This window comes from Streptomyces sp. NPDC033178 (assembly GCF_055577685.1).
The window spans coordinates 315753-341374 of record NZ_JBVIPT010000006.1 but is presented as its reverse complement, the minus strand read 5'-3'; the positions used below and the strand labels follow the sequence as shown (position 1 = coordinate 341374).

Here is a 25622-nt window from a genome sequence, read left to right as displayed (position 1 = left end):
CTGGCTTGCATATGCGCAGAGAATAGAACACTCATTCGAAAAATGCAGGCCACTCGGCAGTTCTCGGGGAGTCTCGGCGAAACCGTTGACTACGCTGTGACTGTGACTGTAAAAATGTCACAGCACCCCAACCTGGGGGTGTCACACAGCCACCACCCGGCACGGGGTCCACATGCCAAAACTGCACCGCAAGGGCGAAGGCAAGCCACTCAGAGCCGCCATGCAGGCCGCCGGCCTCTCCGGCGCGGAGCTCGCGGAGGCCACGAAGGAGGTGGATCCGACGGGCAAGGGCGTCAGCCCGGCCACCGTCGGACGCATCGCCGGACGCGGCAAGACTGCCCGCAACTCCTGTGAGATGACGACCGCCTGGTTCCTTGCTGAAGCGCTGCACCGGAGGGTCAACGCGCCCCTCCAGGACCTCTTTGCCATGCCCCCACATTTGACTGTGACAGTAGAAAGGTCAAGGTCCGATGCCGAAGAAGGCTGACCGAGTCACCCCCCTACCGGCCGGTCTCATCCCCCTGCTCAACCAGCGCGAGATCGAGACGTACTACGGCGTCTCGGACTGGCAGATCCTCCGCTGGATCGAGGACGGGATGCCTGAGGAGCCCTTCGCGGGCCGCGGGCGCCGGTTCTCCCTCGCGAAGTGCGAGGCCTGGCACGCCAAGCAGAGCGCGCTCGCGCCGACTGCCTGATCCCCCTGAACGCGCCGAAGGGCCGCTCCGACTTCCCGGCCTGAGCGACCCCGCGACTCGGCGACTCCACCACAGAGAAAGCAGAGGTCACCGTGACCGCATCATCCCAGACCGCGCCCGCCGAGAACGGCGTGAGCGTCCAGCGCCGGAACTATATGGCTGCTCTGTCGCTGGCCGAGCAGATCATGAGCGAGACGGCCAAGCTGCCGACGAACTTCGACGTCCAGGTCCCGGCGTTCGCACCGAACAAGCCGGAGCTCCGCTTCTACTTCCACCGCGACGTCGCGGGGCTGCGGCAGTTCCGGGACGACCAGATGCTGACCGAGACCCGGGAGGACCGGGCGAACTCGGTCTACATCGAGGCCACACGGGACGACATCGACGGCGTGCGCGTGGTCGCCTGGACCTTGCTCGACGCCGATGGGAACGCGGCGGTGGCGGCGTGACGATCTCGCCCCTCGCCCTGGCAGCGAAGAAGGTTATCGATGCGGCATGGCTGCACGGTGACGCGTACGACCTGTCGTCGCAGGCCGCGTTCGCGCTGGAGTCGGCGCAGCTGCTCCAGTCGCCCGAGACAGCGGCCGAGTTGGTCGAGCTGCGGCGGCAGTTGGAGTCGGCGCGTGTCCACGGCCAGCGGCTGATCCGGGCTGAGCAGCGGACGGCGGAGCTTGAGGCGGTCCTCGGGACGCACCGGAAGGACGACCAGGCCGAGATCGAGCGGCTGCGGGCCCGGCTCGTCATCGCGGAGGGTCTGCTTGCTGAGCGGGAGCGCCCGGTCGACGAGGACCCGATCGCGTACGCGCTGACCGACAAGGCCGTCGCCACCGCCCGCGAGCCTCGCGACGAGGACGTTCGGCCGCAGGTGCGGAAGCTGCGCGAGCTCCTCGCCGGGCAGCGCACCCAGGCAGGTGAGTCCCTGTGAGCGCCCCCGACGAACAGCCCACGCCCGCCGAGGAGAAGGCCACCGCTCCGGCGAGGACGGCCACTCCCACCAAGAAGGCCCTCACCTGGCCGGACGACTGGGACCGCGTCCTCGAAACCGCGATCCGCCAGTGGCAAGGCGAGTGGACCCCTGAGCGCGTCCAGCACCTCTACATGGCCCGCTACGCCCGCGGTCTCTACCGCGGCGACGCCCGCCGCTTCCTCTCCGAGCGCGCCCACCGAGGGCTGCTGACGCTTCACGACCGGCCGAAGACGGGCCGTGTCTACACCCTGAACACCTGGAAGGACGGCCGCGCATGACCGCCGCCGAGCAGCACACCCGCGAGGCCCTGCGCCTCGTCACACAGGCACACCACTACACCTACGGTGACGGGGGCGACCCGGTCACCGGCGCTGCCCTCGCCGCCGAAGCGCAGGTGTACGCCACGCTCGCTCTCGCCGCCGCGCAGGCCCCGGCCGAGGGCGCCGTACAGCTGGAGACGGACCCCGCCGTCGCCTACGTCTACCGCGCCGCGTGGGGCATGACCCCGATCGGCACGTACACGATCTCGGACGCTGCGCGGGAGCACTGCGAGGCCGACGCCCTCAACAACACCCCGGAGTACGACGGCGGGATCTTCGACTGGCTCGGCGACGAGTCCGAGCCCGACGCCCCGTACGAGCTGCTCATCGCCAAGGACGGCGCCGAGAGCACCACGGACTACACCGCCACCCGCATCACCGTCGCCACCGAGTACGACCCGGAGGCGGACGCCTGATGACGACCACCGCGCAGGCCGGGGCTTCGGCCCCGGCCGCCGGCCGCCGCCGCAAGGCCGCAGCCCCCGCACCCACCGGCGCCGACCGCATCCCCAAGCCCTCCGCAGGCTGGTACCGGGACAAGGTCACCGGCGACAAGCTCCGCCGCGTCACCACCATCCTCAACCAGGGATGCGCGAAGGGCGACGCCCTCACCTTCTGGGCCGGAAACATCACCGCCGAGACGGCGATGGCGAACCTCCCGTACCTCGTCCGCTCGTCGCTCTTCCCCGACCAGCGCACCGAGGCCTACGACTGGCTCCGCCGCGCCCACACCCGCAAGAAGGACGAGCGGAAGGACGTCGGATCCGCCGTCCACTCGCTGATCGAGTCGCACGTGTTGGGCACCCCGATGCCCCCCGAGCTGCTCGACAACCCGGAGCTGACTCCGTTCCTCGATCACTTCCTGACCTTCGTCGAGGAGTGGCAGGTCACCTTCGAGGCTTCCGAGATGGTCGTCGGCAACCGCGAGCAGGGCTACGCCGGAACCCTCGACTACCTCCTCCGCTCACCACTCGTCGAGGCCGCGATCGCCGCCTACTTCGACACCGAAGTTCCCTCTGGCTCCGTGTTCTTGGGCGACACCAAGACCGGCGGCGAGCTGGACGTGAAGGGCGTGTACCCGGAGGCCTCGTTGCAAATGGCCGCGTACCGCAAGGCGAAGGTCGCGTGGCTCCGTGACGGGTCGACCGTGCCGATGCCTGACACGTTCTGGGCTGGCGTCGTGCTTCACCTGCGGCCGGAGGGCTACCGGCTCATCCCGGCTGTCGCCGACGAAGCCGTGTTCGACGCGTTCCTGACGATCAAGGACGCCGCCGACTGGGCCTCCGGTCTCTCGAAGACGGTCATCCGCCCCGCTCTCACCCTTCCCACGCTCACGGAGAGGGCTGCCTGATGCCCCCCATCATCGACTTGCAGCGCCGCATGCGGCAGCTCGGCGAGATCCGGATCGGCCACGTCGTGCCGACCGGCCGCCCCCGTAAGGACGGCTCGCCCGGCACCCGTCCGGCCAAGCTGGACAAGTTCCGGTTCACCAGCCCCTCCAGGGAGATCCTGACCAGCGTCGCTGAGCTGTACGGCGGCGAGGTCAAGCCCTGGACCCCGGCCAACGGCGGGCCCGGCGAGTTCGAGGTGTACTCGCAGGCCAACCGGCTGCCCGTTCTCATCCCGCCGCAGGACGCCGTCTCTCAGTGGTACGAGCTGTACGCCGGATCGCGCTGCCAGCGCCGATGCGACGGCCAGACCGAGCACAAGAGCGACCGGCCGTGCATGTGCGACCCGGAGAACCGGGACTGCAAGATCACGACCCGCGTGAACGTGATGTTGCGCGACGTGCCCGCGCTCGGCCAGTGGCTCCTCATCTCCAAGGGCTACCACGCCGCCGTCACCCTGCCGCCCGCGGCCGAGCTGCTGGCTCAGGCCGGCGGATACGTCGCGGGATGGCTCGGGATGGAAGAGAAGACTGCCATCGTCAAGGACAAGCCCGCCCGGTTCATGGTGCCGACGCTGGACGTGGAGATCACCCCGGCCGCGCTGATGGCCGGGCAGATCACCGGGGCCCCGGCCGCGGTCGCCTCGGCCGAGCGGACCGCGATCGAGGCCGCCCCGAGCGAGGTTCCGGGCCCGAGCCGGGACTACCTCCTCGAAGCGAAGGAGGCCCCCACGCAGGCCGCGGCGCTCGCCGTCTTCCAGGCCGCCAAGCAGGCAGGGGCGTCGATCGCCTACCAGGAGCAGCTCAAGGCCATCGGGTTGGCCAAGCCCGCGGCAAAGCCCGCGCAGGAGACTGAGCGCCAGGAGCAGCAGGAGCCGACCCCCGACGACGAAGGCGTGTACGACGTCGAGGTCCTCGACGACGACCCGGCCGCCGTCCAGGACGTCTGGTTCCAGGTCATCGCCGCCGCCGGCGCCCACGGCCTGACCACGGAGCAGGTCGAGCACGGCTTCGCCAAGCGCCACGGCGGCACCCACCCGTCCCACGGAACGGTCACGCAGATGACCGCATACCTCGCCGCGGTCAAGGCTGGTGAGGTCGCGTGAAGTTCACCGACATCCGCAAGGCCGCCTTCGACACCGAGACGACCGGCCCGAACCCGCTCGAAGACCGCATCGTCACCGCGGCCATCGTCGTGCGCGGCGGCGGCCGGGACGACAAGGACATGTCCTGGCTCATCAACCCCGGCATCCCGATCCCGCCGGAGGCGACTGCGGTCCACGGGATCACCGACGAGCAGGCTGCCCAGGGCGCGGACCCGAAGGAAGCCCTCGACGACATCGCCGGGAACCTCGCCGCGGCCCTCCGCTACGGCATGCCGGTCGTCGCCTTCAACCTGTCGTTCGACTGGACGATCCTCGTCCGCGAGCTGGAGCGGAACGGCCTGCCGTCCATGACCGACCGGCTGCCCGGCCTCCAGGCCCTGCCGCTGGTCGACCCGCACGTCATCGACAAGCAGTGCGTCCAGCGGCTCCGCGGCAAGGGCATGAGGAAGCTCAAGCCCACCGCCGAACGGTACGGCGTCGAGCTGGAGGACTGGCATACCGCCGAGGCCGACGCGCTCGCCGCGCTCCTGATCGCCGAGGCGCAGTTCGCCAAGTACCCCCGTCAGCTCGGCTCGATGGGCCCGCAGCAGTTGTTCGCCGCTCAGAAGGCGTGGCGTGCGGAGCAGCGGGCCGGCCTTCAGCAGTGGTTCCGGACGAAGGCCTCGCCGGAGCAGGGCGGTGACCCGAAGAAGGTCATCGACGGGTCATGGCCGCTCATTCCGACGCAGCGTGCTGGGGGTGAAGCGTGATGTTCGTTTCCCGCCGCAAGTACGACGACCTCCAGGCCCGCTACCAGAACCTCGGGGAGAACCACGAGCAGCTGAAGAAGGAGCTGAAGAACTCCCGGGGCGCCACGCTCCGGCTCGCCGGGAACTACACGCAGCTGCTGGAGACCGGCGAGCCGATGCGGATGTTCTCCCGGCCGAGCAAGGTCCAGGAGCGCGTCATCAGCCTGGAACGTCGGCTGGCCCGCGTCGTGCGGGCGTGCCGCCGCTACCGGGCCGAGCTGGCTGACGAGCGGGCCTTCCATGCCAAGACCATGGACAACTTCGAGGCTTTCATCAAGGTGTCCGGGGGCGTCTCGGTCGACGTGCTGGAGGAGCGCCGTCTCCGCCGGCTCGCCGAGCAGGCGCACCGCAGCCTGGACGAGCAGATGCGCACGCTCCAGGCCGCGAACGAGGCCATGACCGCCGAACTGCGCGACCACGCCGAGCGGGCGGGCGGTGACGCATGACGCCCATGACCCCCGAGCAGCTCGCCGGGATCCGGACCGTCCTCGGCTTCGCCAGGGCCGCCGAGCCCCACGCCGTCCTCGACGCGTTGACGGCCGCGCGCCGCGCCAACCGGGTCGAGGACAAGTGCGCCCGCCTCGTCATCGTCTCGCTGCCGTCGCTGGTGAAGCGCCTCCTCGACAACGAGGCCGAGAACGCCACCGTCCGCTCGACGATCGCCCGGCTCGTCGTCGCCAACCAGCACGGAGACGACTACGGCTTCGGCGACCTCGCCTTCGAGCTGGAGCGCGCCGGGGTGGACCTCAAGGACGACTACGCCGCGGCCGACGACCTCGCCCGCGCCGCAGGAAGAGAGGGACTGCTGTGAGCCCGCTCCGTATCCTCCGCCAGCTCGTCGCGCCGACCGGGCAGCACCGCGGCGCGCGTGCGGGCTCGCTGCCCGCGCTGATCGAGGTGCCCATCGACAGCCTCCTCCGTCCTCAGCTGCCCGGCTTCCCCGAGGCCCCGGCTCACGGCGCTATCGCCCCGCAGGCCTTCCGGCACTGCCTGCCTTGTGGTGGCGACGTCGCGGTCGTGCTCCACGGCAACGGCACGCACAGCTGCGACGAGGGCCACTTCACGATCACGAGGAGCGCAGACCAGTGACCGTGCCCGATCTGTTCACCCCCGAGGTTCCGGCCGCCACCACGGCGGCCGGGCCCCGGCCCCGCAGCAACTACGCCCGAGGCCGCGACCTCGAACACCGCGTCCGCACTCACCTCCGCGAGCAGGGCTACGAAGTCCTCCGCACCGCAGGCTCGAAGTCGAAGATCGACCTCGTCGCCATCAAGACCGGACAGATCCTCTTCGTCCAGTGCAAGCGCTCCGGCGCCCTCCCGCCGGCCGAGTGGAACGCCCTGTGGGACCTCGCCCGGATGGTCGGCGCTGTCCCGGTCCTGGCCGAGCAGCTGAAGCGCGGACGGAAGTACTGGCGGCTCACCGCGCGGAAGGACCAGCCCGGCCGCAAGCAGCCGATGGAGGAGCTGCTCCTCGACGAGCTCGCTCGCGAGGCGGTGACCCGATGACCCCCGAACAGGCGGCGTGGGTCCGCGAGCACGTGTGGCGGCCGTCGTGGCTCCGCCACTACCAGGAGATGCCCGGCCCGTTCACAGACTGCGCCTGCCAGAAGCCGCCGTCCGTGGAATGCCAGATGGGCCACCACGGGGTTTGCCGCCACGACGGACACCCGATCAACGAGACCGTGATCGCCACCAACCAGGGGCGCGCGGCACGGTTCCCCGAGCCGTACGAACACCGCACCCCGGCGGGGCGGAACGGCAGGCGCCTGGTCTACGGCGTCAACGACGTGGCATGGGTGTGGCTCGGCGGGGTGCCGTGCCACGAGGTCTGCAACTGCGGGTGCCACAGGCCGGGGTCGACGCTGGCTGACGACATGCCGACGGCCGTCGAGCCGGTCCAGCTCGGGCTGTTCGCGGGGGTGTCCTGATGATCGAGATCACCATCCGCCTCAAAGGTCCCGCCCAAGCCCGCCGCCTCGCCACACTGCTCCGCACCCTGGCCGACACCGACGAGGACCGCGGCCAGGCCAAGACCTACCGCGGAGCCGCCCGCCGCCTCGAACACCTCGCCCGCCCTTTCCGGTCCACCACCACCCGGCCTCCCCGCCCGGCGCACACCGAGCTGGACGAGGAAGCCGTACAGCGCGCCGTGCAAGGGCTCCGGCCGCTGCCTGAGCTGTCCCGCGCCGAGGCCCGCATCGCCTGCTGGCGCCTCACCGCGCGGCGGTGCAGCGCCCCGGAGATCGCCGAACGGATCGGCGCCACTGAGCGGACCGTCCGGCGTTGGCGCGCCGAGGACCGAGGGGCGGTGCCCGCATGACGAGCCACGACAACGCCCTGAGCTGGGCATCGCGCGCCGCATGCACGGGCTACGACCTGGACGTCTTCTTCACCGAGTCCAAGAGCGGCATGAAGCGCGCCAAGCAGATCTGCGCGGGCTGCCCGGTCCGTCGGCAGTGCCTCGCCGAGGCCCTCCGCGCAGAGAACGACTCCCGCTTCGGCGTCAGCGGCGGTCTCACCGCCGCCGAACGCTCGCGCCTGGTGAAGAGCAGGGCTGAACCGGCCGAGCCCACGCCCGAGCCGGTCACGAGGTCCGGTCGGGCCCCCGCCAAGTGCGGGACGAGGAGCGGCTACACGCGGCACACCCGGGAGAAGACGGAGATCTGCGGTCCGTGCAGGCAGGCGAACACGGATGCCTACAACCGGCTCGTACGGACCGGCACCACCAAGGCCCTCATGTGACCGGCCCGTGGCTCGGCGGTGTGACCGTCCGCCGCACCGAGTGGGGCCGGACCCCGATCGCAGACCAGCTCTGCACCGCGTGCGGCATGCACCGCCGAGTCGCAGGCCGCGACCTCGTCCGCGACTTCATGAAGTCCAACCCGATCCACGCACACCGCACGGTGTGCACCGCCGCGAAAGGCGCCTCGTGAACGAGAACACGCTCCCGCCCGACGTCGTCAACGCGATCGTCCGCGACATGGACGACCCCCGATACCCCACCCGGATCACCGTGTTCTGCGACCACTGCGGCCACGAGCACACCGGCGAGTACATGGTCCGCGAAGGCATGACCAGCACCGAACGCCTCGCCATCGCCCGCAAGCACCTGGTCGACAACGAGGGCTGGGAGCACACCGCCGACGGGGACGACTTCTGTCCCGAGCACGCCGGATCCGGCGCCAAGACCAACTGACCGGCGGCCGAGCTCACGGCGCCCTCCACGCCGCGGCCGTCACCGGGCCCGCCCCCAACTTCCCCCCTGAACGGGGGCGGGCCCGGACCTCAACCGCAACACCCGTCACAGAAAGGCACCACCAGCACATGACCCAGCAGCAGACCGAACCGGCCCAGAAGGACGACGAGTTCGCCGTCTTCCTCGTCCAGCACAGCCGCGGCGAAGCCCACGACCAGATCAGCGGCGAACTCCGCGAGCTCCTCACCGCCGTCCAGGAGCACGGCCGCAAGGGCTCCCTCACCGTCAAGGTCACCGTCGAGCCGCCCAAGGGCCACGTCGACGGCGCGCCCGTCCTCGTCACCGTCGAGTCCGACCTCAAGGCGCCCAGGCCCATCGCCCCGCCCGCCATGTACTTCGTCGACGACGACGGCCGGCCCACCCGCAACGACCCCCGACAGACCTCGGCGTTCGACGTCCGGGACCTGCCCACCAGCAAGAACGAGATCAAGGAACTCTGAACATGACCGAGACCGACACCAGCGTCCAGGCCATCAGCGCCCTCGCACAGCAGGCCCTCGACCCCAAAGAGGTCGAGCCCGGCGGCATCTACCTCGTCGCCACCGCCGACGGCGGTATCCAGCCGTTCGACCTCACCGGGCCCGAGTACACCGGCCGAGTGACCCGCAAGACCGGCACCACGACCGTCCGCGACGCTGCCAGCTTCCTCACCTACTACGGCAAGCACCGCGACGTGGACGCGAGCGAGGTCTACTCCGACGTCGAGCGGCTCTCCGTCACCGCCGTCCTGGACGCCCACGCCGAGGACGAGCCCGGCTTCGCCGAGCACCGCCTCATCCTGGCCCTGCGCCGCACCAAGGCCTGGCAGGAGTGGACCGACCTGGACGGAAAGCTCGTCGACCAGGAGCGGTTCGCGAACTTCCTCGAGGACCACCTGCCGAACCTCGTCGAGCCGGACGCCGCGACCATGCTGGAGATCGCGCAGTCCATCAAGGCCACCACGAAGTCGGAGTTCCAGTCGTCCACACGACTGCAGTCCGGCGAGCGGAAGTTCGCGTACGTCGAGGACACCAAGGCCAGCGCCGGCGGCAAGGGCGACATCGCGATCCCCGAGACCTTCAAGATCGCCGTCCCGCCCTTCGAAGGCGCCGACGCGTACTCGATGGTCGCGCGCTTCAAGTACCGCATCGACCGCGGGCAGCTGGCGCTGGGCTTCAAGTTGGAGCAGCCCGAGGAGCGCGCCAAGGCCGCCTTCGCGGACGTCCTCAAGGCGATCGCCGAGGGCATCGACACGCCGATCCTGAACGGCTCCCCGGCCTGACCCGCCCCGCGGGTGGGGCAGCGCCAACTCTGCCCCGCCCGCGGCCACCCTCCCCATCACCACGCACCACCGAGGAGACCCGCACGTGGAGAACGTCCGCCGCATGAACCCGCGCGACACGGCGGACGACGACGGCTTCACACGGGTGCCACCCCAAGATCTGGACGCTGAACAGTCCGTCCTCGGCGGCATGCTGCTCTCCGAGCGGGCCATCACCGAGGTCATCGAGGTTCTCGACGGCCCCGAGTTCTACCGGCCCGTCCACGAAACGATTTTCCTCGCCATCACCAGCATGGCTGTGCGCGGCGAACGCGTCGACCCGATCACCGTGGCGGCCGAACTCACCAAGCTCGGCGACCTCGTCAAGGTGGGCGGCGCGACCTACCTCCACGGCCTTGTCCAGAAGGTCCCCAGCGCAGCCAACGCCGAGCACTACGCCGAGATCGTCCGTGACACCGCCGTACGCCGCCGCATCATCGAAGCCACCGACCGCGCCGCGAACCTCGTACGGTCCGGCGAAGGCGACCTCGACGACGTCCTCGACCTCGTCCGCGAAGAGATCACCACCGCCACCGAACCGACCGGGCCCCGCTCGGCCGAGACAACCGGCTGGGACTTCTCCGACCTCACACCCGTCCTCGACGGCACCCACAAGCCCGCTCAGCCCGTCATCGGCGCGCGAGACGACGGCATCGGCCTCTTCTACCCCGGCCGCGTCAACGGCATCCAGGGCGAGTCCGAGGCCGGCAAGTCGTGGGTCGCGCTCATCACTTGCCTCGTCGAGATCAACCGCGGCAACCGCGTCGTCTACCTCGACTTCGAGGACTCGGAGGAGGGCGTCGTCTCCCGCCTCCTCCTCATCGGCGCCACCCCCCAGGACATCGCCGAACGCTTCCTCTACGTGCGCCCGGGCGCCACGCCCACACCCGCCGCGCTGCGCGCGTTCATCGCCCGCATCGGCGACCTCCAGCCCACCCTGGTCATCGTCGACGGCGTCACCGAGGCCATGGTCATGCTCGGCCTGGAGCTCAAAGAGAACACCGAGATCGCCAAGTTCGGCCGCATGCTCCTGCGCCCCCTCGCCGACACCGGGGCCGCCGTCGTCCCCCTGGACCACGTGGTGAAGAACAACGAGTCCCGCGGCCGCTACGCCCTCGGTGGCGTCCACAAGCTCAACGCCGTCGACGGCGTCCAGTACATGCTCGAAGCCGTCCGCCCGTTCGGCATCAACACCGAAGGCCGCAGCCGGCTGCGCGTCGCCAAGGACCGGCCCGCGCAGATCCGCAAGCACGCCCTGCCCGGCGGCCGGAACCCCATGCACTGGTTCGCCGACCTCGTCATCCGCTCCGAGGGCGACCAGTTCGCCACCGCGCACCTCTTCCCGCCGATCGACCGGACCGAGGAGCCCGTGGATCGCACCGCGGAGGAGGAGAAGGACGCGCAGGAAGAGCAGGAGACCAAGGAGCGGGAGGACAAGGTCCTCCAGACCCTGGCCAAGGCCAAGGAGCCTCTGTCCAAGAACGCCGTCGAGGAGCTCATCCCCGGCCGCGTGTCCGTCACCCGCCGGGCCCTCACGCGCCTCGTCCACACCGGCCGAGTGAAGGCCGAACGCGGAGTCCGAGGAGCGGTCCTTCACAGCATCCCGGACGCCCCCACGGACGCCGTCGAGGACACCACCGCGGAGGCCTCATGAACCACCCCACTTACTTTTCCTCACCTCGTCCCGACCTCGTCCCGATCATGAACCACCCCAGACCAGCACGCGAAGAAACCCCAGGTCACAGCCCCGCCGACCTCGTCCCCGATCTTGAAACGACCTCGTCCCGACCTGACACACCATCACGGGACGAAGTCAAACCCCCTCCCACCAGCCAAAACACACACACCAACGACCTCGTCCCACCTCGTCCGGGACGAAGTCAGGACGACGTCAAGCGACCTCGTCCCTCGTCCCCCGCCCTATAGGGGACGAGGACGAGCGTCGCGCCGCACACGCCACAGAGACCACACGAGACCCGCCGCCGACATCCGGTTCCGCCCACCCACGCGTACAGAAGGAAACGATCATGACCGCCCGCACCCACACCCCCGACCGCGTCACCACCAACGAGCAGGGACACAAGACCACCACCTTCACCGTCAAGCGCGCGTGCAACGGCTGCGGGACCTTCCTCGGCGACGTCACCGACGAGGAGATGGCCCACGCCATCGCTGGGCTGCCGCAACAGGACGTGCGCGCGGAGTGCGACCACTGCCGGCCCCTCGTCGAGTTGGAGGCCGCGGGCTGCAAGTCGTGGAAGCTCACCGAGCGCAGCTTCGCCCGGGTCGCGCACGAGATCGACCAGTTCCGCCCCTGGGTCTTCACCAAGGGCTACTGGCAGACCGTCGACGGCAAGTTGCAGATCGTCGGCCTCCGCATCGGCCAGTACCCCGGCCACGTCGTCGCTCGCTTCAGCGACTGGATCGTCCGGCACCCCGACGGCGGATTCACCGTCCACAAGGCGCCTGCGGCGAGCGCCCAGGAGCCGACGTGATCGCCGTCTTCGCCTTCGTCGCCCTGGTCGTCATCACCGCCGGCCTGCCCCTCGCCCACTGGCTACGCACGCCCTGGAGGAAGCCGTGAACAGCCCCTGCCCCTCCTGCCGCACGCCCAAGGGCACCGGCAAGTACCTCTGCTACGGCTGCTGGTGCGGCCTGACCATGGCCGCCCGCCGCGCCCTGAAGCGCCGCGACCGCGCGATCTCCAGGCTCCAGGAGCTGTACTCACAGCTCGCCGAGGGCGTCCCGCTCGCCGAGATCGAGATCAGCGAATGACGCGCCGCTTCACCCACGCCCTCGCCGGCCTCTACGCCCTCATCGCCCTCGTCCTGCTCCGCTGCGCCGCCATCAGCTACCAGCACGGCGCCATCCACTACGCCCTGTTCTTCACCGCGGCCTCCGTCGCCTTCGCCACCGCGATCGTCCACCACTCCTACCTGCGCGACGAGTTGCGCGCAGCACACCGCGAACTCGACGCCGCCACCAGACCCCGCGCCGCCACACCAATCGAAGACGGCGTCCAGTCCGTCCTCGTCACGGGCTGGTGCTGCGACGCATGGGCCGCAACCGCCGGCGCCGAACACGACCCCGCCACCTGCACCCGGAAGGACCACCACGCATGACCCAGTACCTCGACCACACCCGCGTCGCACAGACCCTCCTCGACCAGCAGGGCGACATCAACCACCTCGCCGAGGAGCGGGACGGCGCGTACCGCGAGCGCGCCCACCTCCTCGCCTGGCTCGCCACCCTCTACGCCCAACACGCAGTCCTCGCCCCCGCGATCGACATCGACGACGAAGACGGCTGGCACCTGCTCTTCCTCACCGTGGCAGGCCGCCAACTGTCCTGGCACATCTCCCCGCGCGACATCGAGCTGTTCAAGCACGTCGAGCTGGTCGACGTTGGCGACGCGCGCGCTCAGTGGGACGGCCACACCACGGACGAGAAGTACCAGCGCATCCGCACCATGCCCTGGGGTCAGATGCGCGACGCCCTCACCGCTGCGGGCCCCATGAACATGCTCAGCGACGACGAGGGCGTTCCCCTGTGCACCTGCACGTACGTCGAGCGCTGCCCCAACTGCCCAGCGATCGAGGCCGAGAAGACCACCCGCGTCTTCGCTGCCCTCCACCGGTCCGCCGAACAGGACGTCACCCGCGTCATCGAACTCTACGAGCGGTGGGTGAAGGCTGGTCCGCCGCCGCTCGGCGCGAGCCTCGCCCGCTGGTGGGACGCACGGCTCGTGGAGCTCCACGACGCACTCCTCCCCTCCAAGGAGCAGCAGCGTTGATCGATGCCCAGGTCGAAGCGTTCTTCCTGCCCATCTACTTCGTGATCGGCGCCTGCTTCGGCGTGCTGATCGGCGTCTACCTCAGCCGCAACGACCGCCGCTGAGCACGACGAAGGGGCGCGCGCCACACGTCTCCCCAGACCAGCGCACGCCCCTCAGGTGCTGATCACCGTACCGCCCCCGCGCACCACAGGAGCACCCACGATGACCACCACCGCGCACCTCTCCACCGTGATCCTCCACTGGCCCGATCTCGTCGAAGCCCTCGGCGGAACCAGCCACCCCACATGGCCCCCCGCCGGCCGCATGAGCGACTACCTCCGCGCCCTCGAACAGCGCGACGCCGAGCAGCTGGAGGCCGAACGGCACCGCGCCCTCGCCCTGCGCACCCTGGAGCGCGACCCCGCGCAACTCGGCGAACGCCCGATCCCGATCCGGCTCCCCGTCCACGAGACGATGCGCATCGTCCGGGCCGCGCTCCTGCACTGCGCCGACGCCGTAGCCGAGACTGTCCAGCGGACGCCGATGAAGCCCCCGCCGAACCGCCGCGCCGCGTACGCCCGCACGAGGGCCGAGCGCATCGCGTGGGAGGACCACGCCCGCCGCGTGCAGGTCGCGCAGGATGACGCTGCGGACAAGCGCCGCTGGCGGTGGACCGGGATCCGACCGGACGCGCCGTACACCGCCCTGTGGTTGCTCGGCCGAGTGCAGGGCGCGCCGGGCCCGTTCCGCCCGCTGACGGACGCCGAGGCAGAGCGCATCGCCACCGTCGCGCGAGGGGCGGCCGATCGCGTGGAGCAGGCTCTCGACGTCGGCGAGCGGACCGCGGCCATCGCGCTCCCGTGCCCGGAGTGCGGGGGCCGGTTGAACCTGCATGGCGGGGCCGGCTCTTCCCCGGTCGCGCGCTGCACGGCGTGCGGGCACGTGTGGGGCGGGCAGCCCGCCGCCGCCTGAGCACGACGAAGCCCCCGCCGGCTCCTCCGGCGGGGGCTCGCGTACGCCCTGCTACTCCTCGGCCTGCGTCGCCCGCGGCCGGTCCCTCCCGGAACCCGTGTAGCCCCGCTCGATGTCCTGCACCGTGGCCAGTCCCACGCCGAGCGCCGCCGCGATCTTCCGGTACGAGACGGGCGGATCCTGCGCGCGCATGTCGAGCACGACCTGCCGGCGCAGCTCCCGCCACCGCTTCCCGCGGTCCGCCTGATCGGCCATCACCTCGCCGATCGCCTTAGCCCGTTGCTCCGGGTTGGTCATCGCCTCCACGGCGTCCATGGCGTCGATCACGCGCTGAGCCTCCTCGGTCACACCCGGCCTCATCTCATCGGGCGGGCCGCTTGCCCGAAGTGTACGGGGCCCCGTACGCTCGCAGGAAGTAGCCCGAGCTACTACGCACAACGGCCCCGTCCCGCTGAGTTGGCGCTCCGGGACGGGGCCAGGCCCACCTCAACCTTCACGAAAAGGCAGGCCCTGATGGCCAACCGTACCGATCGACCCCCTGAGCAGCCCACCCCTCCGCACCGCACGCCGTCCCGCGTAGCCAACGAGCCCGCCACCCCGCAGGCCTGCGCCGACGAATACGCGAACAGCAAGGCCGTCCGCATCGTCATGGACAACCAGGACGCCAAGAAGCGGAGCACCAGGCGGTGAGGGGCCGCCGCGCCAAGTCGACCCGCGCCCGCGCCTACCCTGCCGCCGGAGTCAGCGTCACCGGCCTCGCGAGCCGCTTCCGCAGTCACAAGACCAGCGGAGCCCGCGACGCCGACGGCCAGGGCCAGGACTGGGAGGACCGCGACCGCGCCCAGGACCGCAAGGGCCCGTGGTTCCGCTCCGCCCGCTGACCTCACCCCGACCGGCCGGGCCCGCATCCTCTGCGAGCCCGGCCTCCCCCTGGAGCCCCTCATGAGCACACCCCCCGACATCGGCAAGGCCCTCTCCGTCAAGGTCGACGCACAGCTGTATGACGACCTGGAGACCATGCTCCGCACCGGTATGACCGTGTCCGACGCCGTGCGCACCGCGATGCGCATCGTGGCCGGCACCTACCGCCAGGCGTGGGAGACCGAGCGCTGCCCGGACGCGGTCCGTCCGACGATCACCCGCTACTGGATCACACGGTATGACGCAGGCCAGGAGCCCGAGCGCGGCACCGTCCAGCGCGAGATTCCCACGCCGTACAGGGAGCGTCCGACGCCGAGTCCGACGATCACACCCGCCCGTCCGACGCCGCGCCCGCAGCGTCCGACCGGCGTCCGACGGAGCACCCCGTGGCCACTGCCGGGCTGATCATCTGGCCGACCCTCGCCACCATCGGCGCCCTCGGCCTCTGCGCCATCGCACCCCGTCATACGCCCGGCCTCTACCTGCTCCCCGTCGCAGGCACCGTCGCCCTCATCACCCTCGCCGTGATCTACATCGCGGCCATCTGGAGCCACACGTGAACCTGAACCTCGGCTCAACCGCCGTCAGCCTGGGAGGAGTCACGGCGGGCACGATCATCGTCGTCCTCGTCGTGCAACGCTGGTGGAAAAAGGGCGGCGGCGGCAAGAAGGGCGATGACGGCGGGGGCCGCGACTGGAAGCAGCTCATCCCCTTCGTCGTGGCCCTGTGCTTCGGCATCCTCGCCGTCCTCGCCGCCGGCCCCATCAGCGTCCTCGGCCTGATCACTCGGCTCAGCCTGTGGGCCGGAGACGGCATCGGCACCCTCTACCTGATCTACGGCGTGGGCGGCAGCAGCCCCGGCGTCACCCGCTCCGCGCCCGTCATCCTGACCCCGGGCGGCTACGCGGTCTACGCGATCTGGTCCGCAGTCCTCGTCGGACAACACCTGTGGTCCAAGAAGCTGCCCCGCCTCCAGTCCGTCCTCGGCGTCTTCGCCGGAATCCTCCTCGGCCTGTCCCGAGGCGTCGCCGGAACCGCGGCCGTCCCGCTCGCCTCACTCGTGAACCTCGCGGGAAGCTGGTACGCGGGGGTGTTCCAGTGACCGCCCTCCACACGCACACCGACCGTCTCGCCCTGGGAGCCGCGGCCCTGGTCCGCCGCTCCGGTCGGGCGTTCGCCAACTGCCCGCGCCGCGAGCTCCTCCACCGTCTGGGGGCCGGCCTGTTCGGGCTGTGGATGCTCGGCGGCCTGGTCCTGGCCGAGCGCCGCATCCTGTGGGTGCTCCTCGCCCTCGGCCTGATCGTCTGCTGGCGAGCAGGCCGGGCCATCGAGCGGCATCGCGCTGCGGAGGCCGCCCTCGTGCAGTACGTACGCGACCGGATCGGCGACCGCCAGGGCGTCCTCCTCGCCGACGTCCTGGCCGGGCTCCATCACGCGGGCATGCACCGCGACTGGGACGTGCACGCGCTGCGCGGCGTCGTCGAGGGGCTCGGCATCCCCGTGCGGGACTCCGTGAAGTCCGGCGGCGCGGTGTCGGTCGGCGTGCACGTCGAGGACCTCACGGGTGTGTGGGACGTACAGCCAACCCCTCCCCCGGCCCCTTCTGAGAGCCCCTCCCCTGGGGCTGTGACCAGCGACGACTACCCAACTACCCCTGACGCGCGCCCGATCGTGGAAGGGCTCGCGTGGTCGCTACACAAGACCGGCGGGGAGGTGAACGAGACGTGATCACACGCCTGTTGGCCCGCCTCATCTACGAGTATTGCGAGACCTGCGGATGGTGGACCAAGCCCGGATGCGGGCACTGACCGGCCCATCAGACGAGTCGGTACTACGCCCGTAGTTGCATTCCGCGCGATCTTGTCGCATGCTGACCTCACGTCCCGCGTGCCCGGACACAACAGGCCCACCACTGTGTGGGCCTTCGTCATGTTCGGCGCCCATTCGGGTCACAGAACCGTCACTGTGCCGTCACGCACTGCACACGCGGCGCATGATGCCTCCCTCAGCAACACCATCCCAGGGGGGACCATGCGCACCCGCGCCACCATCACCGCCATCACCGCCGCCGCACTGCTCGCGCTTACCGGCTGCGCAGCCGAGGACACAGGCACCGACTCCGACCCCGCGCCCAAGGCGCCCGCGACGAGCCAGGACAGCGACACCAAGCAGGACAGCGACAGCGACACCACCAAGGACGACGCCCCGGCCGCCGAGCAGAAGGCCGAGACGGCAACACTGCCCGACGTCGTCGGCCAGGACCTCCAGGCCGCCCAGGACGAAGCGCAGGCCGCCGGGTTCTACGCCCTCGACGACCAGGACGCCAGCGGCCAGAACCGCTTGCAGGTCCTGGACCGCAACTGGACGGTCTGTCGCCAGGAACCCGCGGCCGGCACGCACCCCACGGACACGCCGGTAGTCCTGTACGCCGTCAAGGACACCGAGACCTGCTGACACACCCCGCTGAACTGGCCCGGCCCGCGCCCGCGTAGGCCGGGCCTTCGCACGCCCGGAGGTGACCTCGTGTCCGTCAACAAGGACAAGCGCCCGGTCACCGACGAGGATCGCAAGGCAGTACGGCGCCTCGCCGCCCAAGGCCTCGGCCGGAACGCCATCGCCCGCGAGCTGAACCGCTCTCCGCGCACCATCACCGTCATCGCGGAAGCCCTGGACCCTCCGGTCACCTTCGACCGCACCATGACCGCCGTCGCCACTGAGGCCCGCGTCATCGACGCCAAAGCCCGGCGCGCCGCGCTCATCCAACGCGCGTACGGCCGGGCGGAGAAGATCTTTGACCGACTCGAAGCCGACGAGACCAGCGGCTACAAGTTCACCGCGACCACCGTCAACGGCATCGAGACCAGGAACCTGGACCACGTCCCCGGCCCCGAGGAACGCTCGCTCGCCACAGCGGCCGGCCAGTACCTCACGCAGGCCGCGAAGCTCGAAGCGCTCGACACGAACAACGGGGTGGACGGCGCCAAGAGCATGCTCGGCGAGCTGGCCGCTGGCCTCACGGCGGCGTACAACGCCATGAACGAGGGGGACGGTGATGCTCCGTGACCTCGTCCTCCCCCTCTCGCCCAAGCAGATCCAGAGCATCGTCGAGGCACAGAACACCCCGATAGCCCTCTGGTCCGGCGCAGTCTCCTCCGGCAAGACCATCGCCTCCCTGGTGGCGTTCCTGATCGCGCTTGTCGCCGCCCCGGACCACGGCCTGGTCGTCATCGTCGGCCGCACCCTCCAGACGATCGAGCGGAACCTGATCGACCCGCTTCAGTCGAGGCACCTGTTCGGCCCGCTCGCCGCGCACGTCCACCACACCAACGGGTCGACAACCGCGACGATTCTCGGCCGTACGGTGCACCTCGTCGGCGCCTCCGACGCGCGAGCGGAAGGCCGGATCCGAGGCGCGACGATCGCCCTCGCGTACGTCGACGAGGCGACGCTGTTGCCGCATCCGTTCTGGATGATGCTGCTGTCCCGCCTCCGGGTCGGGGACAAGTCCCGTCTGCTGGCCACCACGAACCCCGACGGGCCGTTCCACTGGCTCCGCAAGGACTTCCTGCTCAAGGCCGCCGAGGTGGGGCTGGTCAATTGGCACTTCACCCTCGACGACAACCCGTCGTTGGATCCGGGGTTCGTCGCCCGGCTGAAGCGGCAGTACGTCGGGCTCTGGTACCGGCGGTTCATCCTCGGTGAGTGGTGCCTCGCCCAAGGCGCGGTCTACGACATGTTCGACGAGGACCGCAACGTCATCGACGTCCTGCCGTACATGCGCCGCTGGATCGCGGTCGGCGTGGACTATGGCACCGTCAATCCCTTCTCCGCAGTCCTGATGGGGCTCGGCGAGGACCAACACCTGTACGCGGTCTCGGAGTACCGATACGACTCCTCGACGGCGTTCCGGCAGCAGACCGACGCGCAGTACTCCGCGGACGTACGCGCGTGGCTCGCGAACGTCCGCCGGCCCGGAGAGATCGGGAAAGGCCGCGGCGTCACCCCGGAATGGATCTTCGTAGACCCGTCGGCCGCCTCGTTCATGAACCAGTTGTGGACCGAGCGAGTCCCGAACATCGCCCCCGCGGTCAACGACGTCCTCGACGGCATCCGCTCCGTTGGCGTCGCCCTCGGCTCCGGCCTGCTGCGTATCCATCGATCCTGCGACGGCCTGCTTGGCGAACTCCCCGGCTACGCCTGGGACGAGAAAGCCGCCGAGCGCGGCGAGGACAAGCCCTTGAAGATCGACGATCACAGCGCCGACGCGCTCCGCTACGCCGTCCACTCCACCGCGCACGAGTGGCGCGGCCTGATCGATTGGGAGGCGACCGGTGCCGCTGCCTGAGAACAACAGCCCGTGGCCGCCCCAAGAGTTGGCGCCGCAGCTGCGGGACATGTGCGTAGACGACGCCTGGTACTCCGGCGACAAGACGAAACTCCGCAAGGTCTACGCCCTCCAGGGCTACGACCAGGGCAGCGGTGACCTACGCGACGCGCGGGGCAGGCCATGGCGATTCTGGGAGCGGCCCCGCCCGACCGGTATGCGCGACGGGCGGCTGCACGTGCCGCTCGCCGCGGACATCGCCTCAACGAGCGCGGACCTGCTCTTCAGCGAGCCCCCGACGTTCACCGTCGACAACAAGACCACCCAGGAGCGCCTCGACGAGATCCTCGAAGAGGGCGGCGCGGCCAACACACTGCTGGAGGCCGCCGAGTTGTCGGCCGCGCTCGGCGGGGTGTGCCTGCGCGCGACGTGGAACACCGACCTGGCGCAGCGCCCGCTCCTCACCGCAGCCCACGCCGACGGAGTGATCCCCACCTGGTCGATGGGCGTCATGACGAGCCTGCTGATCTGGCGCGAGGTCGAGCGCCGCGGCAACGAGGTACGCCGTCACCTGGAACTGCACGAGTCTGGGCGTGTCTCGCACGGCCTGTACGAGGGCACCCTCGACAACCTGGGCATGAAGGTGCCGCTCACCGAGCACGAGGCCACGAACGATCTCGTCACCTCCCTCGGCGTCGAGGGCGACAGCATCCTCACCGGCATCAAGCCCCTGACGGCCGTCTACGTACCGAACATGCGGCCGAACCGGAAATATCGCGGCAGCATGCTGGGCCGGTCGGACTGGCAGGACGACGGAATCCGCGACCTGTTCATGAGCCTGGACGAGACCTACTCGTCGTGGATGCGGGACATCCGTCTCGCCAAGTCGAGGATCATCGCCCCGAAGGGCATGCTCCAGAGCGAAGGGCCCGGCCAGGGCGTCTCCTTCGACGACGACCAAGAGGTCTGGACCGGCATCAACGCCTCCCCGACCTCCGGCGAAGGCCTCACCCTCAACCAGTTCGCGATCCGCGTGCAGGAGCACGAGCAGACCTGGACCGCGCTCACCCGCCAGGCCGTGCAGTCCTCCGGCTACTCGGCCCAGACCTTCGGGCTCGGCGACTCCACTGCGGTCACCGCGACCGAGGTTGTGGCCCGCGAGCGCAGGTCGATGATCACCCGGGACCGAAAGGGCCGCTACTGGGCACCGGAGCTGTCGCAGATCGGTGAGGTGCTGCTCCTCCTGGACAAGTTCTTGGGCCTGTCCACGGTCGAGGTGGAACGGCCCCGGATCGAGTTCGGCGACAGCGTCTCCGAGGACCCCAAGAGTGTTGCGGAGACCGTCGAACTCCTCACCCGGGCGCAGGCCGCGAGCGCGGAGACCCGGGTGCGGATCGTCCATCCGGACTGGGAGGACAAGGAAGTGAAGGAGGAAGCCGACCGGATCCTGAAGGAGACCGGCGCCCTCGTCAACGACCCGGCCATGACGGGCGCCGAAGGCCCGGGCTCCGGCTTCCCCGCGCCCGCCGGCGGGGACGGACCGCCGGAGGAGTAGCTCATGCCTGTCTCCCCGGCACTGGCCGAAGACCTCGCAGCCGCGATCACCAAGCTGTACGAGGACGCCGAGCTGTCCATCATCGAGCGGCTCGCCAAGGCGCTCGCCGCAGGCATCGATTCGCCGCTTTGGGCAGAGATCAAGCTCCGCTCCATTGGCGACCTGCGGGAGGCTGTCGAGCAGATCGCCGACGCACTCCAGCAGGACGCCAACGGGGCCGTCGCGCAGGCGCTCGCCACCGCATACGGGCGCGGAAGGCAGGCCGCCGTCGCCGAGCTGGGGGCGCTGGACATCGGTCGGGAGCTCCAGGCCCGCCGTGTCCTGCCGAACGCCCCGTCGGTGGACCGGTTGGCCGCGTCGTACGCCGCGGACACACGGCCGCTGTACGTACGGATCACCCGCGCGGTCCTCGACACGTACCGCAACGTGGTCTCCCGCGTGTCCTCCGGCCCGCTGCTCGGCACGGTCACCCGACGCCAGGCCAGCCAGAGGGCGTTGGACCAGTTCGCGCAGCGCGGCGTGTCGGGCTTCGTCGACCGGGCCGGCCGTTCCTGGGAACTCGCCGCGTACGCGGAGATGGCCGTCCGGTCCGTCACCGCCCGCGCGGCAGTCGAGGGGCACATCGACGCCCTCGCGGAAGTCGGCGTGGGCCTGGTCATCGTGTCGGACGCTCCGCTGGAGTGCCCGCTGTGCCGCCCGTGGGAGGGCGAGATCCTCACCCTCGGGCAGCAGTCCGGGCCGCACACGATCCGCGCGGAGCACTCGATCCAGCCGTCCGGCCTGTTCGCACCCACGCGGACGGTCGCCGTGCACGTCACCGGGAGCCTCGTCGAAGCCCGGGCAGCCGGCCTGTTCCACCCGAACTGCCGCCACAGCTTGGCCGCGTACCTGCCGGGCGTGACGACACGGCCGCCGCACCATGCAACCCCGGGCACGATGTACGAGGACACGCAGCGGCAGCGGGAGATCGAGCGGCATATCCGGGCGTGGAAACGTCGCCAGGCCGCCGCCATGGATGAACAGGTCCGCCGCGCGGCCGGGGCGAAGGTCCGTGCGTGGCAGGCCGCCATGCGCGAGCACATCGACGCGCACGACGACCTGCGCCGCAAGCCCTCACGCGAGCAGATCGGAACTGCTCGCTGACTACTTGGCGGGACCGGTCACCTTGATCCATGCTCCCGGGCCGTAGGCGACCTCGATCGCGGGCTCGGCTCCGGAAGGACGCTCCCAGATGAGCAGTGCGCCTCCGTTGTTGATCTCGTACTCGTAGCGAACTTCAGCCGAGGAGTGGAAGAGCACATCGGTGCCCTCCTCCTCATGCATACCGCTCTTACCAGGCAATACGACTTTCAGAGACATGCCTTGACGGTACCTCAGACGGTCGTGTTGCCCGAATCAATCCCTGTATGCCCGCCAGGCGCGGGCCCGATGCGCCCCTGGAGGGCACATGGACAGCATCCCTTTCCGCCACCCGCTCGCTACGCACGCGGCGGGAACGGTCCTTGGCCGACGAGCCAACGGATCCCCGATCTACGCCATCGCGGGTGGCAACGGCGCGGGCGAAGACGGATCCGGTGGCAACCCGCCCGCACCCCCCGCCGGTAACCCGCCGGCTCCCACGCCCCCGGCCCCGCCTGCCGTGCCCCCTGCCCAGCCTCCGACCCCTCCGGCCGCGCCCCCGGCGCTTCCCGAGGGTGACGTGAAGTCGCTGCCGGACTGGGCACAGAAGGCCCTCGCGGACGCGCGCGCCGAGGCAGGCAAGGCGCGTACCACGGCCAAGGAGAACGCGGCCAAGGAGGCCCGCGAGCAGCTGCTCAAGGACCTCGGCCTCCTGAAGCCGGACGAGACACCCGACCCAGCGAAGCTCGCTGCTGAACTTGGGGAGAAGGACTCTCGCCTTGCCGAGCTCGCCGCGTCCGCCAAGACGCAGGCGATCGAGCTCGCCGCGTACAAGGCCGCGAGCAAGCACGACGCGAACCCGGCCGCGCTGCTCGACAGCCGGTCGTTCCTGAAGTCCGTCGAGGGGCTGGACCCCGAGGCCGCGGACTTCGCCACCAAGCTCGACGACGCCATCAAGAAGGCCGTCGAAGGCAATCAGCAGCTCCGCGCAGGCCAGGCGCCGCGGCGGGGCGGGGGCGACTTTCCCGGCGGGCCCGGGACCACAGGCCGCCCCACCTCCCTCGGACAAGCCGTAGCCGCCGCCCTCGGGGGCGGCTGACCCTAGGAGCACCACATGCCCATCACGCTCGCCCAGGCGCAGGTCAACGCCGCGAACGACGTTGACTACGCCGTCATCGACAACCTGCGCCGCAGCTCGTGGCTCGTCGACCAGATGGTGTTCGACGACACCGTCACGCCCGGCACCAACGGGGGCAGCCTCACGTACGCCTACGTGCGGCTCACCTCCGCCGCGCCCGCCGGTTTCCGCGCGATCAACTCCGAGTACACGCCGGGGCAGGCGGCCCGCGCGCAGGCGTCGGTGAACCTGAAGCCGATGGGTGGCGCGTTCACCCTGGACCGTGTGCTGAGGAACCTCGGTCAGGCGGCAACCAACGAGACGACGTTCCAGCTCCAGCAGCTCCAGACGTCGATCCCGATCCGCTTCGCGCAGGAGCTGATCCTCGGCGACACCGCGGTCGACGCCAACGGCTTCGACGGCCTGTCGAAGATCCTCACGGGCACCACCACGGAGAAGACCGCCGTGGTGGCGGACTGGACCGCGGCCACGGTCATCACTCAGCCGCTGGCCATGGCGCGCCTGGACGAGGTCGACGAGTGGCTGTCGAGCATCGTCCCGTCGCACACCGGCGGGGGCGACGCGGGCACAATCGGCGCGCTGCCGCCCGGCCAGAAGGCCATCCTCGGCAACACCAAGAGCATCACGCGCTTCAAGGCGCTGGCCCGCTGGGCTGCGATCTTCACCGAGGAGAAGGACGACCTCGGCCGGAAGATCATGCGGTACGGCGACTGGACCCTCGTCGACATCGGCGACCGCCTCGACGGCTCCGCGCCGATCATCCCCGTCTCATCGTCGTCGACCGACCTCTACGCGATCACGTTCGGACTGGACTCCGTGCACGCTGCGTCTGCCGCGGGCAACCCGCTCGTTCAGACCTGGCTGCCCGACTTCTCCACCGCCGGAGCAGTCAAGACCGGCGAGATCGAGATGGGCCCGGCCGCACTGGTCGTCAAGAACACCAAGGCCGCCGGTGTCCTCCGCGGCATCGACGTGGTCTGAGGGGAGTGAGCAGCATGAGGTATCGCATCACGACGCCCGTCATCGGATTCACCGGCGTTTCCGCTGGCGTCAACTTCAGCAACGGCTCCGCTGAGATCGAGGCGCCCGTCCTCCCCGACCTGCCCGAGGGCAAGGAGCTGGGACGCAAGGAACGCGCGGAGCGCAGCGAGATTGCGCAGCACGAAGGGCTCCGCAAGGTCGCCTACTTCCGCTCGCAGGGCTACGGCGTCGAGGAGATCGAAGAGGACGAGCCGGACGCCGTCGAGGAAGACGACGAGCCCAAGCCGCCTGCCCGTTCCGCGTCCAAGGCCGACTGGCTCGCCTACGCCATCGCGCAGGGCGTGGACGCCGACGAAGCCGACAAGCTCACCCGGGACCAGCTCGCCGAGCGGTTCCTCGACAAGAAGGAGGGCTGAGCGGTGACGCAGCTCGGCGCCTACACCCGCAACGTGCGCGACGCACTCGCGGCGTTCAACCTCTCCGACCCGGCATCGCCGGACACATTCTTCCGCCGCAACCTGCCGCGGATCGGCCTCTACGACTCCGCTGGGGACACCGGGCAGGTCGCGCTCGTCACCCAGGTCATGACCTCCGTGCCGATCTACCTCCAGGCCGGGGACGTCATCACCAACCTGTCGTTCCGCTCCGGAGCGACCGCGGCCGACACCCCCACCAACTGGTGGTTCGCGCTCTACAGCGACGCTGCGACTCCGGCGCTGCTCGCGCAGACCGCCGACCAGCTCACGACCGCGTGGGCTGCGAACACGACCATGACGAAGGCCCTCGCCTCCGCGTACACGGTGCCGAAGACCGGGATCTACTGGGCCGCGATCATGGTCAAGGCCACCGCGGTCCCGACGCTTCTCGGCTCGGTCGCCGCTCCGGCGATCGTCACCGGCGAGCGGAACCTGTCCCAGTCGTCCGGCTCGGCGCTGACCACCACGGCGCCGGCCACGATCGCGACCCCGACGGCGAAGCAGTTCGTGCCGTACGTGGTCCTGACCTGATCCGGAGGTCGG

At 70.2% G+C, this 25622-nt stretch carries 43 protein-coding genes; 41 read left to right on the top strand and 2 right to left on the bottom strand.

The window, feature by feature from the left end; genetic code table 11:
* The first annotated feature begins 172 nt into the window (after positions 1-172).
* The 26 genes from ACZ5VQ_RS17820 to ACZ5VQ_RS17695 all read left to right on the top strand — a co-directional run bounded on the left by ACZ5VQ_RS17820 (position 173) and on the right by ACZ5VQ_RS17695 (position 14565).
* Complete coding sequence (locus tag ACZ5VQ_RS17820; protein ID WP_469105698.1) at positions 173-487, top strand: XRE family transcriptional regulator; 315 nt, start codon at positions 173-175, stop codon at positions 485-487.
* On the top strand, positions 471-695 hold the full coding sequence (locus ACZ5VQ_RS17815) for a hypothetical protein (RefSeq protein WP_469105697.1): 225 nt from the start codon (positions 471-473) through the stop codon (positions 693-695). Before ACZ5VQ_RS17820 ends, ACZ5VQ_RS17815 begins: the two co-directional genes overlap by 17 nt.
* Before the next feature lie 92 nt (positions 696-787).
* Positions 788-1141 (top strand): hypothetical protein, encoded by a 354-nt coding sequence (locus ACZ5VQ_RS17810; RefSeq protein WP_469105696.1) that lies wholly within the window; start codon positions 788-790, stop codon positions 1139-1141.
* Entirely contained in the window at positions 1138-1617 is a 480-nt protein-coding gene (locus ACZ5VQ_RS17805) for a hypothetical protein (protein WP_469105695.1), read from the top strand. Before ACZ5VQ_RS17810 ends, ACZ5VQ_RS17805 begins: the two co-directional genes overlap by 4 nt.
* On the top strand, positions 1614-1937 hold the full coding sequence (locus tag ACZ5VQ_RS17800) for a hypothetical protein (RefSeq protein ID WP_469105694.1): 324 nt from the start codon (positions 1614-1616) through the stop codon (positions 1935-1937). The genes ACZ5VQ_RS17805 and ACZ5VQ_RS17800 overlap by 4 nt, the downstream gene beginning before the upstream one ends.
* The gene (locus ACZ5VQ_RS17795; protein WP_469105693.1) at positions 1934-2395 is read left to right on the top strand and encodes a hypothetical protein; all 462 of its coding nucleotides are present in this window, start codon (positions 1934-1936) and stop codon (positions 2393-2395) included. The genes ACZ5VQ_RS17800 and ACZ5VQ_RS17795 overlap by 4 nt, the downstream gene beginning before the upstream one ends.
* Entirely contained in the window at positions 2395-3330 is a 936-nt protein-coding gene (locus ACZ5VQ_RS17790) for a hypothetical protein (RefSeq protein ID WP_469105692.1), read from the top strand. The genes ACZ5VQ_RS17795 and ACZ5VQ_RS17790 overlap by 1 nt, the downstream gene beginning before the upstream one ends.
* Positions 3330-4472, top strand: coding sequence for a recombination directionality factor (locus ACZ5VQ_RS17785; protein WP_469105691.1), 1143 nt, complete (start codon positions 3330-3332; stop codon positions 4470-4472). The genes ACZ5VQ_RS17790 and ACZ5VQ_RS17785 overlap by 1 nt, the downstream gene beginning before the upstream one ends.
* A complete protein-coding gene (locus ACZ5VQ_RS17780) occupies positions 4469-5221 on the top strand; it encodes an exonuclease domain-containing protein (RefSeq protein WP_469105690.1) in 753 nt (250 codons plus the stop codon). The genes ACZ5VQ_RS17785 and ACZ5VQ_RS17780 overlap by 4 nt, the downstream gene beginning before the upstream one ends.
* The gene (locus tag ACZ5VQ_RS17775) at positions 5221-5706 is read left to right on the top strand and encodes a hypothetical protein (RefSeq protein WP_469105689.1); all 486 of its coding nucleotides are present in this window, start codon (positions 5221-5223) and stop codon (positions 5704-5706) included. Before ACZ5VQ_RS17780 ends, ACZ5VQ_RS17775 begins: the two co-directional genes overlap by 1 nt.
* The gene (locus tag ACZ5VQ_RS17770; protein ID WP_469105688.1) at positions 5703-6071 is read left to right on the top strand and encodes a hypothetical protein; all 369 of its coding nucleotides are present in this window, start codon (positions 5703-5705) and stop codon (positions 6069-6071) included. Before ACZ5VQ_RS17775 ends, ACZ5VQ_RS17770 begins: the two co-directional genes overlap by 4 nt.
* A complete protein-coding gene (locus tag ACZ5VQ_RS17765) occupies positions 6068-6349 on the top strand; it encodes a hypothetical protein (protein WP_469105687.1) in 282 nt (93 codons plus the stop codon). The genes ACZ5VQ_RS17770 and ACZ5VQ_RS17765 overlap by 4 nt, the downstream gene beginning before the upstream one ends.
* Complete coding sequence (locus ACZ5VQ_RS17760; RefSeq protein WP_469105686.1) at positions 6346-6768, top strand: restriction endonuclease; 423 nt, start codon at positions 6346-6348, stop codon at positions 6766-6768. Before ACZ5VQ_RS17765 ends, ACZ5VQ_RS17760 begins: the two co-directional genes overlap by 4 nt.
* Positions 6765-7190 (top strand): hypothetical protein, encoded by a 426-nt coding sequence (locus ACZ5VQ_RS17755; protein WP_469105685.1) that lies wholly within the window; start codon positions 6765-6767, stop codon positions 7188-7190. Before ACZ5VQ_RS17760 ends, ACZ5VQ_RS17755 begins: the two co-directional genes overlap by 4 nt.
* The gene (locus ACZ5VQ_RS17750) at positions 7190-7582 is read left to right on the top strand and encodes a hypothetical protein (RefSeq protein ID WP_469105684.1); all 393 of its coding nucleotides are present in this window, start codon (positions 7190-7192) and stop codon (positions 7580-7582) included. Before ACZ5VQ_RS17755 ends, ACZ5VQ_RS17750 begins: the two co-directional genes overlap by 1 nt.
* Positions 7579-8004 (top strand): WhiB family transcriptional regulator, encoded by a 426-nt coding sequence (locus tag ACZ5VQ_RS17745; RefSeq protein ID WP_469105683.1) that lies wholly within the window; start codon positions 7579-7581, stop codon positions 8002-8004. Before ACZ5VQ_RS17750 ends, ACZ5VQ_RS17745 begins: the two co-directional genes overlap by 4 nt.
* Positions 8001-8195, top strand: coding sequence for a transcription factor WhiB (locus tag ACZ5VQ_RS17740; RefSeq protein ID WP_469105682.1), 195 nt, complete (start codon positions 8001-8003; stop codon positions 8193-8195). Before ACZ5VQ_RS17745 ends, ACZ5VQ_RS17740 begins: the two co-directional genes overlap by 4 nt.
* Positions 8192-8458 carry a hypothetical protein gene (locus ACZ5VQ_RS17735; protein WP_469105681.1) on the top strand — a complete coding sequence of 89 codons (267 nt, stop codon included), beginning with the start codon at positions 8192-8194 and terminating at the stop codon, positions 8456-8458. The genes ACZ5VQ_RS17740 and ACZ5VQ_RS17735 overlap by 4 nt, the downstream gene beginning before the upstream one ends.
* A gap of 128 nt (positions 8459-8586) precedes the next feature.
* Positions 8587-8958: a hypothetical protein gene (locus tag ACZ5VQ_RS17730; RefSeq protein ID WP_469105680.1), complete on the top strand. Its 372-nt coding sequence runs from the start codon at positions 8587-8589 to the stop codon at positions 8956-8958.
* A 2-nt stretch (positions 8959-8960) separates the two neighbouring features.
* The gene (locus tag ACZ5VQ_RS17725) at positions 8961-9779 is read left to right on the top strand and encodes a DUF2303 family protein (protein ID WP_469105679.1); all 819 of its coding nucleotides are present in this window, start codon (positions 8961-8963) and stop codon (positions 9777-9779) included.
* Positions 9780-9864: 85 nt separating this feature from the next.
* On the top strand, positions 9865-11472 hold the full coding sequence (locus tag ACZ5VQ_RS17720; RefSeq protein WP_469105678.1) for a DnaB-like helicase N-terminal domain-containing protein: 1608 nt from the start codon (positions 9865-9867) through the stop codon (positions 11470-11472).
* Positions 11473-11845: 373 nt separating this feature from the next.
* On the top strand, positions 11846-12313 hold the full coding sequence (locus tag ACZ5VQ_RS17715; RefSeq protein WP_469105677.1) for a hypothetical protein: 468 nt from the start codon (positions 11846-11848) through the stop codon (positions 12311-12313).
* An 85-nt stretch (positions 12314-12398) separates the two neighbouring features.
* Positions 12399-12593: a hypothetical protein gene (locus tag ACZ5VQ_RS17710; RefSeq protein WP_469105676.1), complete on the top strand. Its 195-nt coding sequence runs from the start codon at positions 12399-12401 to the stop codon at positions 12591-12593.
* Complete coding sequence (locus tag ACZ5VQ_RS17705) at positions 12590-12940, top strand: hypothetical protein (RefSeq protein WP_469105675.1); 351 nt, start codon at positions 12590-12592, stop codon at positions 12938-12940. Before ACZ5VQ_RS17710 ends, ACZ5VQ_RS17705 begins: the two co-directional genes overlap by 4 nt.
* Entirely contained in the window at positions 12937-13611 is a 675-nt protein-coding gene (locus ACZ5VQ_RS17700; RefSeq protein WP_469105674.1) for a hypothetical protein, read from the top strand. Before ACZ5VQ_RS17705 ends, ACZ5VQ_RS17700 begins: the two co-directional genes overlap by 4 nt.
* Before the next feature lie 204 nt (positions 13612-13815).
* A complete protein-coding gene (locus tag ACZ5VQ_RS17695; protein WP_469105673.1) occupies positions 13816-14565 on the top strand; it encodes a hypothetical protein in 750 nt (249 codons plus the stop codon).
* A gap of 51 nt (positions 14566-14616) precedes the next feature.
* On the opposite strand, the gene ACZ5VQ_RS17690 is transcribed toward ACZ5VQ_RS17695, so the two are convergent.
* Complete coding sequence (locus ACZ5VQ_RS17690; RefSeq protein WP_469105672.1) at positions 14617-14913, bottom strand: helix-turn-helix domain-containing protein; 297 nt, start codon at positions 14911-14913, stop codon at positions 14617-14619.
* A 165-nt stretch (positions 14914-15078) separates the two neighbouring features.
* On the opposite strand from ACZ5VQ_RS17690, the gene ACZ5VQ_RS17685 reads away from it, so the two are divergent.
* The 11 genes from ACZ5VQ_RS17685 (at position 15079) to ACZ5VQ_RS17635 (ending at position 22508) form a co-directional block, all read left to right on the top strand.
* Positions 15079-15255 carry a hypothetical protein gene (locus tag ACZ5VQ_RS17685; RefSeq protein ID WP_469105671.1) on the top strand — a complete coding sequence of 59 codons (177 nt, stop codon included), beginning with the start codon at positions 15079-15081 and terminating at the stop codon, positions 15253-15255.
* Positions 15252-15446, top strand: coding sequence for a hypothetical protein (locus tag ACZ5VQ_RS17680; RefSeq protein ID WP_469105670.1), 195 nt, complete (start codon positions 15252-15254; stop codon positions 15444-15446). Before ACZ5VQ_RS17685 ends, ACZ5VQ_RS17680 begins: the two co-directional genes overlap by 4 nt.
* A gap of 61 nt (positions 15447-15507) precedes the next feature.
* Complete coding sequence (locus tag ACZ5VQ_RS17675; RefSeq protein ID WP_469105669.1) at positions 15508-15891, top strand: hypothetical protein; 384 nt, start codon at positions 15508-15510, stop codon at positions 15889-15891.
* Positions 15873-16046, top strand: a complete 174-nt coding sequence (locus ACZ5VQ_RS17670) for a hypothetical protein (protein WP_469105668.1) — start codon at positions 15873-15875, stop codon at positions 16044-16046. Before ACZ5VQ_RS17675 ends, ACZ5VQ_RS17670 begins: the two co-directional genes overlap by 19 nt.
* On the top strand, positions 16043-16588 hold the full coding sequence (locus ACZ5VQ_RS17665; RefSeq protein ID WP_469105667.1) for a hypothetical protein: 546 nt from the start codon (positions 16043-16045) through the stop codon (positions 16586-16588). The genes ACZ5VQ_RS17670 and ACZ5VQ_RS17665 overlap by 4 nt, the downstream gene beginning before the upstream one ends.
* Positions 16585-17214, top strand: a complete 630-nt coding sequence (locus ACZ5VQ_RS17660; protein ID WP_469105666.1) for a hypothetical protein — start codon at positions 16585-16587, stop codon at positions 17212-17214. The genes ACZ5VQ_RS17665 and ACZ5VQ_RS17660 overlap by 4 nt, the downstream gene beginning before the upstream one ends.
* A 303-nt stretch (positions 17215-17517) precedes the next feature.
* Entirely contained in the window at positions 17518-17940 is a 423-nt protein-coding gene (locus ACZ5VQ_RS17655) for a PASTA domain-containing protein (protein ID WP_469105665.1), read from the top strand.
* 69 nt (positions 17941-18009) lie between these two features.
* Entirely contained in the window at positions 18010-18549 is a 540-nt protein-coding gene (locus tag ACZ5VQ_RS17650) for a helix-turn-helix domain-containing protein (protein ID WP_469105664.1), read from the top strand.
* Positions 18539-19831 carry a PBSX family phage terminase large subunit gene (locus tag ACZ5VQ_RS17645; protein ID WP_469105663.1) on the top strand — a complete coding sequence of 431 codons (1293 nt, stop codon included), beginning with the start codon at positions 18539-18541 and terminating at the stop codon, positions 19829-19831. The genes ACZ5VQ_RS17650 and ACZ5VQ_RS17645 overlap by 11 nt, the downstream gene beginning before the upstream one ends.
* Positions 19818-21365: a phage portal protein gene (locus ACZ5VQ_RS17640; RefSeq protein ID WP_469105662.1), complete on the top strand. Its 1548-nt coding sequence runs from the start codon at positions 19818-19820 to the stop codon at positions 21363-21365. Before ACZ5VQ_RS17645 ends, ACZ5VQ_RS17640 begins: the two co-directional genes overlap by 14 nt.
* 3 nt (positions 21366-21368) lie before the next feature.
* A complete protein-coding gene (locus tag ACZ5VQ_RS17635; RefSeq protein ID WP_469105661.1) occupies positions 21369-22508 on the top strand; it encodes a phage minor capsid protein in 1140 nt (379 codons plus the stop codon).
* On the opposite strand, the gene ACZ5VQ_RS17630 is transcribed toward ACZ5VQ_RS17635, so the two are convergent.
* On the bottom strand, positions 22509-22724 hold the full coding sequence (locus tag ACZ5VQ_RS17630) for a hypothetical protein (protein WP_469105660.1): 216 nt from the start codon (positions 22722-22724) through the stop codon (positions 22509-22511).
* 88 nt (positions 22725-22812) lie between these two features.
* Here ACZ5VQ_RS17630 and ACZ5VQ_RS17625 point away from each other — a divergent pair, with 88 nt between their 5' ends.
* The 4 genes from ACZ5VQ_RS17625 to ACZ5VQ_RS17610 are packed head-to-tail and all read left to right on the top strand — an operon-like array spanning position 22813 to position 25610.
* Positions 22813-23583 carry a hypothetical protein gene (locus ACZ5VQ_RS17625; RefSeq protein ID WP_469105659.1) on the top strand — a complete coding sequence of 257 codons (771 nt, stop codon included), beginning with the start codon at positions 22813-22815 and terminating at the stop codon, positions 23581-23583.
* Positions 23584-23598: 15 nt separating this feature from the next.
* Positions 23599-24603, top strand: coding sequence for a major capsid protein (locus tag ACZ5VQ_RS17620; protein ID WP_469105658.1), 1005 nt, complete (start codon positions 23599-23601; stop codon positions 24601-24603).
* A 14-nt stretch (positions 24604-24617) separates the two neighbouring features.
* The gene (locus ACZ5VQ_RS17615) at positions 24618-25019 is read left to right on the top strand and encodes a hypothetical protein (protein ID WP_469105657.1); all 402 of its coding nucleotides are present in this window, start codon (positions 24618-24620) and stop codon (positions 25017-25019) included.
* A gap of 3 nt (positions 25020-25022) precedes the next feature.
* Positions 25023-25610 carry a hypothetical protein gene (locus tag ACZ5VQ_RS17610; RefSeq protein ID WP_469105656.1) on the top strand — a complete coding sequence of 196 codons (588 nt, stop codon included), beginning with the start codon at positions 25023-25025 and terminating at the stop codon, positions 25608-25610.
* Positions 25611-25622: the final 12 nt, after the last annotated feature.